Source organism: Citrobacter sp. CK194 (assembly GCF_030333395.1).
Classification (GTDB): Bacteria; Pseudomonadota; Gammaproteobacteria; order Enterobacterales; family Enterobacteriaceae; genus Citrobacter_B; species Citrobacter_B koseri.
The window spans coordinates 742,487-756,344 of the sequence record NZ_JAOWGA010000019.1 but is presented as its reverse complement, the minus strand read 5'-3'; the positions used below and the strand labels follow the sequence as shown (position 1 = coordinate 756,344).

Annotated in this window: 17 protein-coding genes and 3 tRNA genes; 5 read left to right on the top strand and 15 right to left on the bottom strand. The window is 52.2% G+C overall.

Annotated features, from left to right (window positions below; translation table 11 throughout):
- The first annotated feature begins 125 nt into the window (after positions 1-125).
- Positions 126-461, top strand: coding sequence for a YecR-like family lipoprotein (locus OGX80_RS19725; RefSeq protein ID WP_012131940.1), 336 nt, complete (start codon positions 126-128; stop codon positions 459-461).
- Between the two features lie 193 nt (positions 462-654).
- Positions 655-1,152, top strand: coding sequence for a non-heme ferritin (ftnA, locus tag OGX80_RS19720; RefSeq protein WP_012131939.1), 498 nt, complete (start codon positions 655-657; stop codon positions 1,150-1,152).
- Between the two features lie 32 nt (positions 1,153-1,184).
- Here the strand turns inward: ftnA and OGX80_RS19715 are convergent, their stop codons facing one another.
- Positions 1,185-1,424 carry a YecH family metal-binding protein gene (locus tag OGX80_RS19715; protein WP_115181525.1) on the bottom strand — a complete coding sequence of 80 codons (240 nt, stop codon included), beginning with the start codon at positions 1,422-1,424 and terminating at the stop codon, positions 1,185-1,187.
- A gap of 228 nt (positions 1,425-1,652) precedes the next feature.
- Here OGX80_RS19715 and tyrP point away from each other — a divergent pair, with 228 nt between their 5' ends.
- Positions 1,653-2,864 (top strand): tyrosine transporter TyrP, encoded by a 1,212-nt coding sequence (gene tyrP / locus OGX80_RS19710; RefSeq protein WP_115181524.1) that lies wholly within the window; start codon positions 1,653-1,655, stop codon positions 2,862-2,864.
- Between the two features lie 32 nt (positions 2,865-2,896).
- On the opposite strand, the gene OGX80_RS19705 is transcribed toward tyrP, so the two are convergent.
- From OGX80_RS19705 to uvrY, 7 genes are all read right to left on the bottom strand, one after another.
- Entirely contained in the window at positions 2,897-3,562 is a 666-nt protein-coding gene (locus tag OGX80_RS19705; protein WP_049009361.1) for a YecA/YgfB family protein, read from the bottom strand.
- 184 nt (positions 3,563-3,746) lie between these two features.
- Positions 3,747-3,833 (bottom strand) — tRNA-Leu (locus OGX80_RS19700).
- 12 nt (positions 3,834-3,845) lie between these two features.
- Positions 3,846-3,919, bottom strand: a tRNA-Cys gene (locus OGX80_RS19695).
- A gap of 52 nt (positions 3,920-3,971) precedes the next feature.
- A tRNA-Gly gene (locus OGX80_RS19690) sits at positions 3,972-4,047 on the bottom strand.
- Between the two features lie 151 nt (positions 4,048-4,198).
- A complete protein-coding gene (gene pgsA / locus OGX80_RS19685) occupies positions 4,199-4,747 on the bottom strand; it encodes a CDP-diacylglycerol--glycerol-3-phosphate 3-phosphatidyltransferase (RefSeq protein WP_012131934.1) in 549 nt (182 codons plus the stop codon).
- A 56-nt stretch (positions 4,748-4,803) separates the two neighbouring features.
- On the bottom strand, positions 4,804-6,636 hold the full coding sequence (uvrC, locus tag OGX80_RS19680) for an excinuclease ABC subunit UvrC (RefSeq protein WP_115181523.1): 1,833 nt from the start codon (positions 6,634-6,636) through the stop codon (positions 4,804-4,806).
- Complete coding sequence (gene uvrY, locus OGX80_RS19675) at positions 6,636-7,289, bottom strand: UvrY/SirA/GacA family response regulator transcription factor (RefSeq protein WP_012131932.1); 654 nt, start codon at positions 7,287-7,289, stop codon at positions 6,636-6,638. Before uvrY ends, uvrC begins: the two co-directional genes overlap by 1 nt.
- A gap of 396 nt (positions 7,290-7,685) precedes the next feature.
- Here uvrY and OGX80_RS22460 point away from each other — a divergent pair, with 396 nt between their 5' ends.
- Both OGX80_RS22460 and OGX80_RS19665 read left to right on the top strand, forming a co-directional pair.
- Entirely contained in the window at positions 7,686-7,733 is a 48-nt protein-coding gene (locus OGX80_RS22460) for a hypothetical protein (protein ID WP_418222342.1), read from the top strand.
- Between the two features lie 19 nt (positions 7,734-7,752).
- The gene (locus OGX80_RS19665) at positions 7,753-7,977 is read left to right on the top strand and encodes a DUF2594 family protein (RefSeq protein WP_012131931.1); all 225 of its coding nucleotides are present in this window, start codon (positions 7,753-7,755) and stop codon (positions 7,975-7,977) included.
- Positions 7,978-8,043: 66 nt separating this feature from the next.
- On the opposite strand, the gene sdiA is transcribed toward OGX80_RS19665, so the two are convergent.
- From sdiA to fliA, 7 genes are all read right to left on the bottom strand, one after another.
- On the bottom strand, positions 8,044-8,766 hold the full coding sequence (sdiA, locus tag OGX80_RS19660; RefSeq protein ID WP_115181522.1) for a quorum-sensing transcriptional regulator SdiA: 723 nt from the start codon (positions 8,764-8,766) through the stop codon (positions 8,044-8,046).
- A 233-nt stretch (positions 8,767-8,999) separates the two neighbouring features.
- Positions 9,000-9,752, bottom strand: coding sequence for an L-cystine ABC transporter ATP-binding protein TcyN (gene tcyN, locus OGX80_RS19655; RefSeq protein ID WP_047463102.1), 753 nt, complete (start codon positions 9,750-9,752; stop codon positions 9,000-9,002).
- The gene (gene tcyL / locus OGX80_RS19650; RefSeq protein WP_012131928.1) at positions 9,749-10,417 is read right to left on the bottom strand and encodes a cystine ABC transporter permease; all 669 of its coding nucleotides are present in this window, start codon (positions 10,415-10,417) and stop codon (positions 9,749-9,751) included. Before tcyL ends, tcyN begins: the two co-directional genes overlap by 4 nt.
- Positions 10,418-10,438: 21 nt before the next feature.
- Positions 10,439-11,425 (bottom strand): D-cysteine desulfhydrase, encoded by a 987-nt coding sequence (gene dcyD, locus OGX80_RS19645; protein ID WP_049011658.1) that lies wholly within the window; start codon positions 11,423-11,425, stop codon positions 10,439-10,441.
- 107 nt (positions 11,426-11,532) lie between these two features.
- Entirely contained in the window at positions 11,533-12,333 is an 801-nt protein-coding gene (gene tcyJ / locus OGX80_RS19640) for a cystine ABC transporter substrate-binding protein (RefSeq protein ID WP_024130238.1), read from the bottom strand.
- A gap of 87 nt (positions 12,334-12,420) precedes the next feature.
- Complete coding sequence (fliZ, locus tag OGX80_RS19635) at positions 12,421-12,972, bottom strand: flagella biosynthesis regulatory protein FliZ (protein WP_012131925.1); 552 nt, start codon at positions 12,970-12,972, stop codon at positions 12,421-12,423.
- 60 nt (positions 12,973-13,032) lie between these two features.
- Positions 13,033-13,752 (bottom strand): RNA polymerase sigma factor FliA, encoded by a 720-nt coding sequence (gene fliA / locus OGX80_RS19630; protein WP_024130237.1) that lies wholly within the window; start codon positions 13,750-13,752, stop codon positions 13,033-13,035.
- Positions 13,753-13,858: the final 106 nt, after the last annotated feature.

The window sequence follows — 13,858 nt, the reverse complement described above, 5'->3', positions numbered from 1 at the left end:
TCCCGTATCGCACAAAGAGCCGGTGTCGTTGGGATTAATCATGGGCAATTCTTAAGCTATTCAGGCCATTGAATGTCTACTGTTCAAGATAGGATGTGCTGTCACCGGATTCTCAGAGCGATATTATGAAAACCTTTATCCTTGGCCTCTCACTCATAGCCCTGACGGGATGTACCCTCACCAAACAAGCGCAGGTCAGTGAAACCAACCCGACAAGCGGGATTGTCCGCCTCAGTTATAACCAGGCGATGATGCAAACGGCGCGCGCGGATGATTATGTTGCGCACGGTACGGCGACACGCGAATGTCAGCAGATGGGATACGCCAACGCCATCGCATTCGGTCAGCCAGTGTCAACCTGTAGCGTTTATGCCGGTTCGCTGTGCATGAACACCAGAATCACGCTGTCTTATCAGTGTCAGGGCGTAGCCATCCAGCCAATATCCGTTGGCGGGTATTAATATCTTTAGCCAGCATGACGCTGCTGGCTTTAATTATTCTCATTGTATATTTTATATTTAATAGCGTTAATGCGTTTTATTCCCATTCGCATTTTTAATAATTAAATTTATTATTTTACCTTTTGCAAATAATTAAATAACAAATTATAGTGACGCCACATCAACGTATAATGATTCTTTGTGGAGCGGAACCATGCTGAAAACAGAAATGATCGACAAACTGAATGAGCAAATGAACCTTGAATTATATTCTTCTCTGCTCTACCAACAGATGAGCGCATGGTGCAGCTACCATAGCTTTGAAGGGGCGGCAGCGTTCCTGCGTCGTCACGCGCAGGAAGAGATGACGCATATGCAGCGCCTGTTCGATTATCTGACCGATACCGGTAGCTTACCGTGCATCAATACGATCTCTTCGCCTGCTGCCGAATATGCTTCACTGGATGAACTGTTCCGCGCCACCTACGAACACGAACAATTAATTACGCAGAAAATTAATGAACTGGCGCATGCCGCGATGACCAACCAGGATTATCCGACATTCAACTTCCTGCAATGGTATGTCGCTGAACAGCATGAAGAAGAGAAGTTATTTAAATCTATTATTGATAAATTAACGCTGGCAGGGAAAAGCGGTGAAGGTCTGTACTTCATCGATAAAGAACTGTCTACGCTTGATACCCAAAACTAAAATTAAACGGTGAGGCCCCTCACCGTTTAGGCTCAATGGCGGCAGATCTTGCTTTCGTGCGTAGAGAAGCCGTCATCCTTCGCAATAAACTTACCCTTCGCCGCCAGAAACGCCACCAGCTCCGCCGCCGTCATATCAGTAGCCGAACAGGTATGAAAACGCGCCTGTTCACCAAAACGCGCCGTAATCGCCGCTTCCAGGCTGGCATTCGAATACTGCTCGCCTGACTCAATCATCATATTCAGCACTTCGTGGCCGTGAATAGAATCCATACATCCTCCTCAATAAAACCTGTAGCCTACCGGGAGCCGGTGAATAGCGCTTTGCGCTAACGCAGGTTTACATGCACAGCCGATGCAATCGTGGTGGCGCACGCCTTCACGCCAGTTTTCGTAAACAATGGTATACACATGTTGTAACGGTCATTTGACGAAAATAATGTTATGCCTTACCCTGCGCCGCAGATATAACCGTTGATTATCTCTGGGACAGAGGAAAGCGTGAAAAATAGAACTCTGGGTAGTGTTTTTATCGTGGCGGGCACCACTATCGGCGCCGGTATGCTGGCGATGCCGTTGGCCGCCGCTGGCGTTGGTTTCAGCGTCACACTGGCGTTATTGATTGGGTTATGGGCATTGATGTGCTACACCGCGCTGTTGCTTCTGGAAGTATATCAGCACGTTCCGGCAGATACCGGGTTAGGAACGTTGGCAAAATGCTACCTCGGACGTTATGGGCAATGGATCACCGGCTTTAGCATGATGTTTCTGATGTATGCGCTCACAGCGGCCTATATCAGCGGGGCTGGCGAACTGCTGGCCTCAAGCATCAGCGACTGGACGGGCGCCGATATGTCTCCGGCGATGGGCGTTTTGCTGTTCACCGTGGTTGCCGGTGGCGTCGTGTGCGTCGGAACCTCGCTGGTCGATCTGTTCAACCGCTTTCTCTTCAGCGCCAAAATTATCTTCCTGATCGCTATGCTGGCGCTGCTGATGCCGCATATTCATAAAGTGAATCTGCTTACGCTGCCGCTGCAACAGGGTCTGGCGTTATCAGCAATTCCGGTCATTTTTACGTCATTCGGTTTTCACGGCAGCGTACCCAGCATCGTCAGCTATATGAACGGTAATATTCGCAAACTGCGATGGGTATTTATCACCGGTAGCGCAATCCCGCTGGTGGCATACATTTTCTGGCAGCTTGCCACGCTCGGCAGTATCAACTCCTCTACCTTTATGGGCTTGCTGGCCGATCATGCCGGGTTAAATGGCCTGTTGCAGGCCTTGCGTGAGGTGGTTGCCTCGCCGCACGTTGAACTGGCGGTGCATCTGTTTGCCGACCTGGCGCTGGCGACATCGTTTTTGGGTGTGGCGCTGGGATTATTTGATTATCTGGCAGATCTGTTCCAGCGACGCAACACCGTCGCCGGGCGTCTGCAAACCGGCGCAATTACCTTCCTGCCGCCACTGGCGTTCGCACTCTTTTACCCGCGCGGCTTTGTGATGGCGCTGGGATACGCTGGCGTCGCGCTGGCGGTACTGGCGTTGCTGATCCCTTCCCTGCTCGCGTGGCAAAGCAGGAAGCATAATCCGCAGGCAACGTATCGCGTCGCGGGCGGCGTTCCGGCATTAGCCCTCGTCTTTACCTGTGGGATAGTGGTGATCGGCGTACAGTTCTGTATCGCCGCCGGGCTGCTGCCTGAAGTGGGATAAAACAAAAGGGGCGCTAAGCCCCTTTTTTGTGTTTAGTGCAGACAGCACTGTTTATATTTTTTACCGCTGCCGCAGGGGCAAGGATCGTTGCGCCCCACCTTTACTTCCGCTCTTACCGGCACCTGCACCGGCGTTTCCTGCGGGTGCGCCATCCAGTACGCGTGTAAATCCAGGGCCGCCAGACGAATCGCGTTAACGCTCTCTTCAAACGCCTCTGGTGACATTTTTTCAACCACGGCGAAGTTCTCTTCCGTACCGTGCAGCGCAATGGCTTTCAGCGCGGGTTGTAGCGTATCCGGTAAGGTGGACCAGTCAGAGAGCGCGACCCCGCGCATATAGCCAAAGCACCACTCTTCCACGATGGTCAGCTCATGACCTTCGACTTCACGCAGACCGAACAGCGGTTCAAACTGTTCCGGGAACTCATTAAGTCTGTCTGCCGTATCCGCCATATGCTGAAACGCCAGTTCCATAAAACGCGTCATCTCCTTTTCAGAGGACCAGCGCGGAACATATTGCGCCCCACCCCATACCGCGACCAGCCATTGCTCTGGCTCAATCTCATACGGCGAACTGAGTACAGCCGTCAGTAAACCATCCAACTCTGACACATCCAGAATCGCGTGATCGGTATTGTACTTTGTCAGTACATCATCCAGCCATTCCAGCTCGCTTTCGTTTAACGGTCCTGTTTTCATAACGCTTTTCCTCAGTGAAATACTCTCGCCCGCAATTATCTTACATGGCTGGCGAAGTAAGGGATACTTATTGGGGAAGGAATGGCCGACAAGAACATCAGCGAACAGATGACAGACACAAAAAAACCACCCGGAGGTGGTTTTACGACACTGCTTATTGCTTTGATTATTCTTGTCTTTCCCATGGTACCCGGAGTGGGACTTGAACCCACACAGCGCGAACGCCGAGGGATTTTAAATCCCTTGTGTCTACCGATTCCACCATCCGGGCTCGGGAAGAAAGTGGAGGCGCGTTCCGGAGTCGAACCGGACTAGACGGATTTGCAATCCGCTACATAACCGCTTTGCTAACGCGCCATATTCTTCAGGCTTTTCAGCCAGACACCCGCTATTGCCGATGTCTTTAAACTGGAGCGGGAAACGAGACTCGAACTCGCGACCCCGACCTTGGCAAGGTCGTGCTCTACCAACTGAGCTATTCCCGCATCATCAAGTAACTTTGTTAATCACTTGATTTTGTTATCGTCTGGCAACCTGCGCCGCCGTTCGATGCGTTGCATTCTACTTACCTGACGCAACGAGTCAACGATATTTTTCGCCACCCACGATCGTTTGCTGAAATTTGCGGCGAAACGATCACTGATCAAGCAAATCCCCGCGTGCAGCGCTCAAATACTGGAACATAGACCACAGCGTCAGCACGGCAGCAACGAAGAAAAGCGCGATCCCGGCATATTCCACCCAAATGTTTGGACGCCACAGCAGCCACGCCAGCGCCGCCATTTGCGAGGTGGTTTTCACTTTGCCGATCCAGGAGACCGCCACGCTGCTGCGTTTGCCCAGCTCGGCCATCCATTCACGCAGCGCGGAAATAATAATTTCACGCGCAATCATGGTCGCGGCAGGCAGCGTCACCCACCAGCTGTGATAATGCTCCGTCACCAGCACCATGGCGATCGCCACCAGCACCTTATCCGCCACCGGATCAAGGAACGCGCCAAAACGCGTACTCTGGTTCCAGCGACGCGCCAGAAAACCGTCGAACCAGTCGGTCACGGCGGCGATACAGAAGATTAGCGCGGTAACGAAGGGAGCCCATGTAAATGGCAGATAAAACACCAATACAAAGAATGGGATCAGAATGACGCGAAACAGCGTGAGCAACGTAGGGATATTAAATTGCATAGTGACGGGTAACTATCTGTTGTCAGAGAAATTACCCCTATGTTGCTACAGAGACCTCAATGTTTCAACGAGTAGAAGATCTTTTCTGCCAGACCTTGCGAAATACCCGGCACTTTTGCAATTTCCTCAACACTCGCGTTACGTAGTCCTTGCAAACCGCCCATATATTTCAACAGCATTTGTCGACGTTTTGGCCCGACGCCTTCGATAGTTTCCAGCGTGCTGGTGTTTTTCACCTTCGCCCGTTTTTTGCGGTGCCCGCTGATGGCGTGATCGTGCGATTCATCGCGGATATGCTGAATAACGTGCAGCGCAGGCGAGTCCGGCGGCAGGCTAAAGCCCTCCCCTTCGGGTTCAAAGAACAACGTCTCCAGACCGGCTTTACGATCGGCGCCTTTAGCAACGCCCAACAATAAAGGATGACTTTTATCCCACGGCACATCCAGTTCTGCAAAAACGGTCTTCGCCTGACCAAGCTGGCCTTTACCGCCATCAATCAGAATAACGTCAGGAATCTTACTTTCTTCAATCGCCTTGCCATAGCGTCGGCGCAGAACCTGATTCATCGCCGCATAATCATCGCCCGGCGTAATTCCGGTAATGTTGTAGCGACGATACTCCGCACGCAGCGGCCCGTTAGCGTCAAAAACCACGCAGGAGGCCACCGTCTGTTCTCCCATCGTGTGGCTGATGTCAAAACACTCCATCCGCTTCACCGCAGGCAGCTTCAGCACGCTTGCCAGCGCGGTCAGACGCTGTGTGATCGTCGATTGCTGCGACAGTTTGCTGATCAGCGCCGTCGCGGCATTGGTTCGCGCCAGCTTCAGGTAACGAGCGCGATCGCCGCGCGGTTTGGTCTGCACATTAATGCGCCGCCCGGCCAGTTCGGACAAGGAGTCCGCCAGCAGCGTTTTATCGCTCAGGTTGAAATCCAGCAGGATCTCTCCTGGCAGCGTGCGCATCTGGCTGCCTTGCAGATAGAACTGGCCGACGAACGTTTCCACCACTTCACCCAGTTCCGTCCCGTTCGGCACTTTCGGGAAATAGCTACGGCTGCCCAGCACCTTGCCCTGGCGGATAAAAAGCACATGCACGCAGGCCATACCCGCATCGAACGCCACGCCGATAACGTCCAGATCGTCGCCGGTATTGGAGACAAACTGTTTCTCAGTAACGCGGCGCACAGCCTGAATTTGGTCGCGTATGCGCGCCGCCTCTTCAAATTCCAGATTCTGGCTGGCTTTTTCCATTCGGGCGATCAATTGGGTCAGAACCTGATCGTCTTTCCCGGATAAAAACAGCCGAACGTACTCCACCTGCTGCGCATACTCGTCTTCACTCACCAGTCCTTCTACGCACGGCCCGAGGCAGCGGCCAATCTGATATTGCAGACAAGGACGCGAGCGGTTGCGGTAGACGCTGTTTTCGCACTGACGAATGGGAAAGACTTTTTGCAGCAGGGCCAGGGTTTCACGCACGGCATACCCGTTCGGGAACGGGCCAAAGTATTCACCTTTGGCATGTTTCGCCCCGCGATGCATTGCCAGGCGTGGATGAGTGTCACCGCTGAGAAAGATGAAAGGATAGGATTTATCATCGCGCAATAACACGTTATAGCGCGGTTGATACAATTTGATGTAGTTGTGTTCGAGCAATAGCGCTTCGGTCTCGGTGTGCGTCACCGTGACATCAATTTGCTGGATTTGCGCAACCAATGCTTCGGTTTTTCGCGAAGCAAGGTTGCTGCGGAAATAGCTGGAAAGCCGTTTTTTCAGGTCTTTCGCTTTACCGACATAAATAACCGTACCACCGGCATCATACATACGATAAACGCCGGGTTGGCTGGTCACGGTTTTTAAAAATGCTTTCGCATCAAACAGAACACTCACTAGCTTGTTAACGTCTCCGCATTACACAGGCCGTGGCGAATTGCCAGGTGAGTCAACTCAACATCACCATGAATGTTTAGTTTACTGAACATTCTGTAGCGATAGCTGTTCACCGTTTTAGGACTGAGATTCAGTTGTTCCGAGATCTCATTAACCTTCTGGCCCCTGGTGATCATCAGCATAATCTGCAACTCGCGTTCAGACAAACTGGCAAAAGGCGTTTCTGTTTTCTCAGGCTCAATCTGGCTCAGCGCCATCTGTTGAGCGATATCTGAAGCAATATAACGCTGCCCGGAAAAAACCGAACGAATCGCGCTGACCACTTCCTGAGGCGCAGCGCCTTTACTCAGATACCCTGCGGCTCCGGCCTGCATGACTTTCGCCGGTAGCGGGTTTTCCGTATGGATCGTCAGCATGATCACTTTAATATCAGCGCTTGAGCGGGCAATTTTGCGCGTCGCCTCAAGACCGCCGATTCCGGGCATGTTCATGTCCATCAGCACAACGTCGACGGCGTTCGCGCGGCACCACTTTACGGCGTCCTCGCCACAACAGGCTTCACCGACAACCTTTATGCCCTTTATATCTTCCAGAATGCGTCGTATCCCTGCGCGCACCAGTTCGTGGTCATCAACAAGAAGAACGTTGATCAAAGGAATATCTCCAGAATAGGGATAACGCTACTGATAGTTAATCGACCCTATATTAGCGGGTTTTATCTCAACTTTGAAACGTAAAAAACGTGGGGCATTCGATTTTGCTCTCGTTTTTGGAAATTAGATTGTACGCTTCGTGGAAACTCCCACAGCTAACGGCCTTTTTTTACCCTCTATTTCTGCATAATAGTTTCAGAATAGTGACAAAAAATTCACTCACTTCCGTCGAAATGCTAAATAGGCAAGCAACTTTGTAACAATAATTAACGCGCGAAATACGCGAGGTAAACAAAAAAATGAGGAAAATATATGCCTCGCAAGGCGTTGTTTATTTTAATGGCGCTGGTTTGATTTGCGATCAAAAAACAACCACTGCTATTTTTGGCGCAGCTTATGGTATACTCCGCCGCCTTAACATTTGCCATCGCACTTTTTCACTGAAACATAACGAGGAAAATAAATGAGTACGCCTGATTTTTCCACTGCCGAGAATAATCAAGAACTGGCCAATGAAGTCACCTGCCTGAAAGCCATGTTGACCCTGATGCTACAGGCAATGGGGCAAGCCGACGCAGGGCGCGTGATTCTTAAGATGGAAAAACAGATCGCGCAGATTGAAGATGAAACGCAGGCCGCGGTATTTTCCAGCACTGTTAAGCAAATTAAACAAGCTTACCGCCAGTAACAGGAAACCGGCTGAGAGTGAAACTTTCAGCCGGTTTTGCGTCTGGCACGCAGAACATTCGTTTTTTCAGATCAGGCCCGTCGCGGCCGCATAGCAGGCAATCTGCGTTTTATTCGGTGCGTTAAACTTTTTCTGCATGTTTTTCTGATGAAAGTTAACGGTGTTCTCTGAGATTGACAGAATCATCGCGATCTCTGATGACGTCTTTCCTTCCGCCGTCCACTTCAGGATCTCTTTCTCTCGCTTACTGAAGCGCATTTCTGGCGTCATCACCATTTCATCCTCCAGCCGCGTCAGCGCCGACAGGCTCTCACGCACCAGCAGTTGCAACCGGAGTTCAATTTCATCATGTGCAAACGGCGCATGGCGGGCGTTCGCCCGGGAGACAGAGAGGAAGCCCAGCGCCCGATTCGGCAGCATCAGGCATTGCGTCGCCCCCCGGCGTAGACCGTAAGCGCGCGCCGCGTCCCATAGCGACTGCGCTTCGCTAAATAAGGCATCATTCCATGCCAGATGCCCCTGGCGGAAATTTTCCGGCTTTAATACCGGATCAATAGAGAAATAGTTTTCAGACTGATAATGCGCCACCCACGCTTGCGGGTACGTAGTGTGAACGGAGATTTTTGGCCGCGTAAACGGGACGGGATGGCGAACGCACAGCGCATAATAATCATATTCAAGCTGCTGTGTCTGATGTTGTAATTCAGTGTAGACATCTTCTGCCGTCGCCATTTCCTGAAAGCGTACCAGCATACTCCGTCGCCAGGTGAAGAAATCATTTTCCTGCATACTAAACGGTAACACCCCTGAGATTGATAATCATTATAATGTTTAAAACAAGCTAACACATAAATGAAGTTTATATGTAGAAAATATCGGTCAGATGGCGAATTACTTGAGGTGTGTTTCACCCGGCGGGAGAACACAAAGGGATTACGGCTATAATCAGGCGGGTATTATTGATATTTATTCAAATGCACTCGCCTGAAACGAGATTATTTCAGGCGAGTGCGCGAAAACATTTATTGCATCAGGAACTTCTCAAGAAACTGACGCGTGCGTGGTTGCTGAGGATTGGCAAATAACGGTTTGGCCGCGCCCTGCTCCACAATGCGCCCCTGATCCATAAATATCACCCGGTCAGCCACGTCGCGCGCAAAGCTCATTTCATGCGTCACAATGACCATCGTGCGCTTTTCCTGCGCCAGCTGGCGTATCGTACTGAGCACCTCCCCCACCAGCTCAGGGTCGAGCGCGGAAGTCGGTTCATCAAACAAAATCACCTCCGGGCGCATCGCCAGCGCGCGGGCAATCGCCACACGCTGCTGCTGCCCGCCGGACAGGCGACGCGGATAGCTGGTCTCTTTCCCGGCCAGTCCTACCTTCGCCAGCAGTTCCCGCGCTAATGCCGTTGCTTCGGCTTTGGGCTCGCCTTTCACAATCACCGGCCCTTCAATGATGTTCTCCAGCACGGTACGGTGCGGAAACAGATTAAAGTTCTGGAATACGAACCCCACATGCTGACGCAACTGGCGAATTAGCCCTTTTTGCTTGCTTAACGAGCTTGCGGTATCAATGGTAATGTCGCCCACTTTGATGGTGCCCGCCTCAGGCTGCTCCAGCAAATTAATGCTGCGCAGCAGCGTTGTTTTACCGGAACCGCTGGGGCCGATAATCGCCACCACCTCACCAGGTTTTACCTCCAGGTCGATGCCGTGCAACACCGTCTGACCGTGGAACTTTTTCACCAGGTTTTTAACTTCAATCGCACTCATTTTGGATCTCTCTCCTGGCGGTTAAGCTGCTCTTCAAAATAGTTTTGCAGCGCGGAAAGTACCGTCGCCATCACCCAGTAGATCAGCGATGCCGCCAGATACATGGTGAAGACTTCCAGCGTACGCGAGGTAATCAGCTGCGCCTGACGGAACAGTTCCGGCACCTGAATCGTCGCGGCCAGGGAGGTATCTTTCACCAGGCTGATGAAACTGTTGCTCAGCGGCGGCAACGCCACGCGGGCGGCCTGCGGCAAAATCGCACGACGCAGCGTTTGCCACGGCGTCATACCGATACTTGCCGCGGCTTCCCACTGACCTTTGTCGATAGAAGAGATCGCCGCACGCAGCGTTTCCGAAGTGTAGGCTGCGGTATTCAGCGACAGGCCAATCATCGCCGCCGGGATCGGGTCCAGCTCAATACCAAACTGCGGCAGGCCGTAGTAGATCATAAAAAGCTGGGCAATCAGCGGCGTACCGCGGAAAATGGAGATATAAAAACGCGCCAGCCAGCGGACAGGCAGCAGGGGCGACATGCGCATCAGCGCGAGAATGAAGCCCAGCAGCAGGCCGAAAAACATCCCGCCAATACTCAGCTGTAGCGTAAACACCGCACCTTTAAGCAGATACGGCAGCGAGTCAATCACCAGTTGGATACTTTCTTGCATGAGTGTTTTTCTACCCGGAAGTTACACGTGAGGATGGTAGGCAAACAGCGCTGGCGCCCCACCGGTATGAATAAAGAGAATCGGGCCTTCATCTTTGAAGCGCTTCTGGCTGATGCCATCGATCAGGCCCGCCATCGCTTTCCCCGTATAGACCGGGTCAAGCAGAATGCCTTCCAGGCGCGCCAGCAGCTTCACGGCCTCCATCCCCTCTTCATTCGGCGTTCCGTATCCCGGCGCGAAATAGTCGTCCCACAGCAGGATGTCCGCCGAGGCGGTCAGTTCCAGCTCTTTAGCAATCGCTTGTTGCAGCGTGACCACTTTGGGCTTCTGATCGATAACCTTGCGCGACACGGTCACGCCGATCAACTCAACATCTGGCATCAGTTGTTCCAGACCTACCGCCAGCCCGGCGTGCGTACCGGCGCTTCCCGACGCCACCACCACGGAGGACAGCTGTACCGCGCCCTCGCACTGCTGGGCGATTTCCAGCGCGCTTTCCACGTATCCCATCGCGCCTAATGGGCTGGAGCCGCCGACCGGAATCACATACGGCCTGAACCCCTGCGCCTCAATACGGGTCGCCAGTTCCTGTAACTGGGTGTCAGGATCGGTCAGCGCGTCGCACATCTCAATTTGCGTGTTAAAAAGATCCAGCAGCAGACGATTGCCGTTGGTCAGGTAGTTTTCCGCCGTCGTACCGATGGGATTTTCCAGTAACGCAACGCAGTGTAATCCCAGTTTTGCCGCTACCGCCGCCGTCTGGCGAACGTGGTTCGACTGGATGGCGCCCGCCGTAATCAGCGTATCCGCGCCTTCACGCAGCGCATCGGCAGCCAGAAATTCAAGCTTACGCAGTTTATTCCCGCCCATCGCCATCGGCGTTACGTCATCGCGTTTAATGAAAATGTCGCGACCCAGATAATCAGATAAACGCGGCAGGTATTCGAGTGGCGTTGGTGCGCCAATAAATTCCAGGCGTGGGAACCGCGTTAAATTATGCAGTGGCATAAAGCCTCCGGTATTCATTGTTGTGATGTTCTTTTTATTATGCACGTTCAAACGGATGAAATAAAAAAGGCGCCGTATTAAAGCGCCTTTTTTTGCAATTATGACGATTATTTAGTCACATCTGCGCCAAACCATTTCTCAGACAGCGCTTTCAGCGTGCCGTCTTTCTGCATATCGGCAATGGCGCCATCTACCGCTTTCAGCAGATCTTCATTGCCTTTACGCAGCGCCACACCGGCTTCCTGACGGGAGAACGCTTCGCCGGTAACGGCCAGCGTGTCTTTGGTTTTCTTCACCAGATCCAATGCGGCCAGGCGATCCACCAGAATAGCGTCAATACGGCCTACGCGCAGATCCTGGTATTTCGTCGGATCGTCATCATAGGTGCGAATGTCTACACCCTGTACGTTCTGGCGCAACCACTCTTCGTAGTTTGTTCCCAGACCAACGCCGACCTTCTTACCTTTCAGGTCAGCCGCCGTGTTGATGCTGCCTTCATTGCCTTTTTTCACCAGCGCCTGAATACCAGAAATAGTATAAGGTGTTGAGAAGTCGTATTTTTTCTTACGTTCGTCAGAGATGGTGACCTGGTTGATAACCACATCAATACGTTTGGAATCCAGCGACGCCAGCATACCGTCCCATTTGGTCGGTTTCAGCGAGGCTTTTACGCCGAGGTGTTTCGCCAGTTCTTCTGCGAACTCCACTTCAAACCCGGTCAGTTTGCCATCATCACCCTGAAAACTGAACGGCGGGTAAGTCCCTTCCAGGCCTACCAGCAGCGTGCCGCGCTCTTTTACTTTGTTTAACAGACCTTCATCTGCATAACTCTTCACGCTCATCCCGGCGACAAGTGCAACTGCCATCACACCCATCAGAGCCTGACGTCCCAGAAGTGCTAATTTCATAGTTACCCCGAATGTTGTCATTAATGACCGTAGTGTAGAGGGTTTGCTGCTAATCACAAACACGACTCCGCTACATGTTATTCATTTTTAATATATATCAGAAGTAGCCATCCGGGATGATTTCTGCATCTGTCCGGCATGCGTATGCGTTTTATACTGTTCGTACTTACGCAGCGCGATCCGATAGTTATTGGTGCTGGTTTCGGGTAACCACGGGGCCAGGTTTTCATCAAGAAAACCTTCCTGTAGCAGGTCGTGAGAGATGTTCTGTTCGGTGAGATGGTTGCCCAGGCGACGCAGGCGTACGACATATTCACGCACGGTGCCGTGGCTCATTTCGGTTTGCTCAAACAAGAATTGTTTAAAACCGATGATGTCAAAGAAGTCACTCTGCTCTTTGCAGTGCAGATCGCCGCAGAAACGGCACAGCGCCGACCACTCCTTCTGCTCCTCCTGCCATTGTGCGTCGTCCATCAGCGTATCCAGGCGGGAAATCGCGATTTTATTGACAATCTGCCCCCGGCGAACCAACGTGATCCTGTCGAGCAATTTATGGCAATGAGCGCAATGCGTCTGGCTGTGTTTAAAGTCTTTGAGGTAGCGGCTTAGTGGCCGTCTTTTAGATTGCTGCACCGTCATGAGAACTCCTGGTAGTCAATACGTTGTGCGGCACTATTAAGGGGCGACGACGATCGCCCTTTATAACTTACCCAGCTTGGTGCGTAGACGCTTGATGGCCTGGCTGTGCAACTGGCTTACCCGTGACTCGCCGACTTCCAGCACCGCGCCAATCTCCTTCAGATTGAGCTCTTCCTGGTAATACAGCGTCAACACCAGCTGTTCGCGTTCTGGCAACGATTCAATCGCATCCATCACACGCTGGCGTAAATTGCTCTCAAGGAGCTGTTGTAACGGGTTTTCCTGCTGGTGTTCTTCCGTCACCAGCTCAATGCTATCGCCATGCTCTTCCCGCCACTCGTCATAAGAGAAGAGTTGGCTGTTATTGGTATCAAGCAACATCTGACGATACTCTTCCACAGGAATCGCCAGCCGCTCCGCCACCTCAGTTTCCGTCGCGTTGCGCCCTAATTCCTGCTCCAGCTGCCCCATCGCCTGCGCCACTTCGCGAGCATTGCGCCGGACGCTACGCGGCACCCAGTCACGGCTGCGTAGTTCATCCAGCATCGCTCCACGAATACGCTGCACTGCGTAAGTGGTAAATGCCGTTCCTTGCAGAGCGTCATATCGGTCAACTGCATTCAATAACCCGATACCGCCCGCTTGTAGCAGATCGTCCAGTTCCACGCTCGCCGGCAAACGCACCTGCAGGCGCAATGCTTCGTGACGCACCAGCGGTACATAACGCTGCCACAGCGAGTGTTTATCCATTACACCTTCAGCGGTATACAGTGAATTCACGATAAACAGCCCTGCGTTAGTTGAGTTATCGGCATGATTATCCGATTCTGGAGGGGTTTTAATCGGGTGAATAGTGGGTGAAATGAGGGGTTATTTGGGGGTTACC

Excerpts from the sequence above, each read along its gene's own strand:
- OGX80_RS19725 (WP_012131940.1), top strand. The coding sequence starts at position 126 with ATGAAAACCTTTATCCTTGGCCTCTCACTCATAGCCCTGACGGGATGT.
- ftnA (WP_012131939.1), top strand. The coding sequence starts at position 655 with ATGCTGAAAACAGAAATGATCGACAAACTGAATGAGCAAATGAACCTT.
- OGX80_RS19715 (WP_115181525.1), bottom strand. The coding sequence starts at position 1,424 with ATGGATTCTATTCACGGCCACGAAGTGCTGAATATGATGATTGAGTCA.
- OGX80_RS19705 (WP_049009361.1), bottom strand. The coding sequence starts at position 3,562 with ATGAAAACAGGACCGTTAAACGAAAGCGAGCTGGAATGGCTGGATGAT.
- pgsA (WP_012131934.1), bottom strand. The coding sequence starts at position 4,747 with ATGCAATTTAATATCCCTACGTTGCTCACGCTGTTTCGCGTCATTCTG.
- OGX80_RS19665 (WP_012131931.1), top strand. The coding sequence starts at position 7,753 with ATGAGTACGCCTGATTTTTCCACTGCCGAGAATAATCAAGAACTGGCC.
- sdiA (WP_115181522.1), bottom strand. The coding sequence starts at position 8,766 with ATGCAGGAAAATGATTTCTTCACCTGGCGACGGAGTATGCTGGTACGC.
- tcyN (WP_047463102.1), bottom strand. The coding sequence starts at position 9,752 with ATGAGTGCGATTGAAGTTAAAAACCTGGTGAAAAAGTTCCACGGTCAG.
- tcyL (WP_012131928.1), bottom strand. The coding sequence starts at position 10,417 with ATGCAAGAAAGTATCCAACTGGTGATTGACTCGCTGCCGTATCTGCTT.
- dcyD (WP_049011658.1), bottom strand. The coding sequence starts at position 11,425 with ATGCCACTGCATAATTTAACGCGGTTCCCACGCCTGGAATTTATTGGC.
- tcyJ (WP_024130238.1), bottom strand. The coding sequence starts at position 12,333 with ATGAAATTAGCACTTCTGGGACGTCAGGCTCTGATGGGTGTGATGGCA.
- fliZ (WP_012131925.1), bottom strand. The coding sequence starts at position 12,972 with ATGACGGTGCAGCAATCTAAAAGACGGCCACTAAGCCGCTACCTCAAA.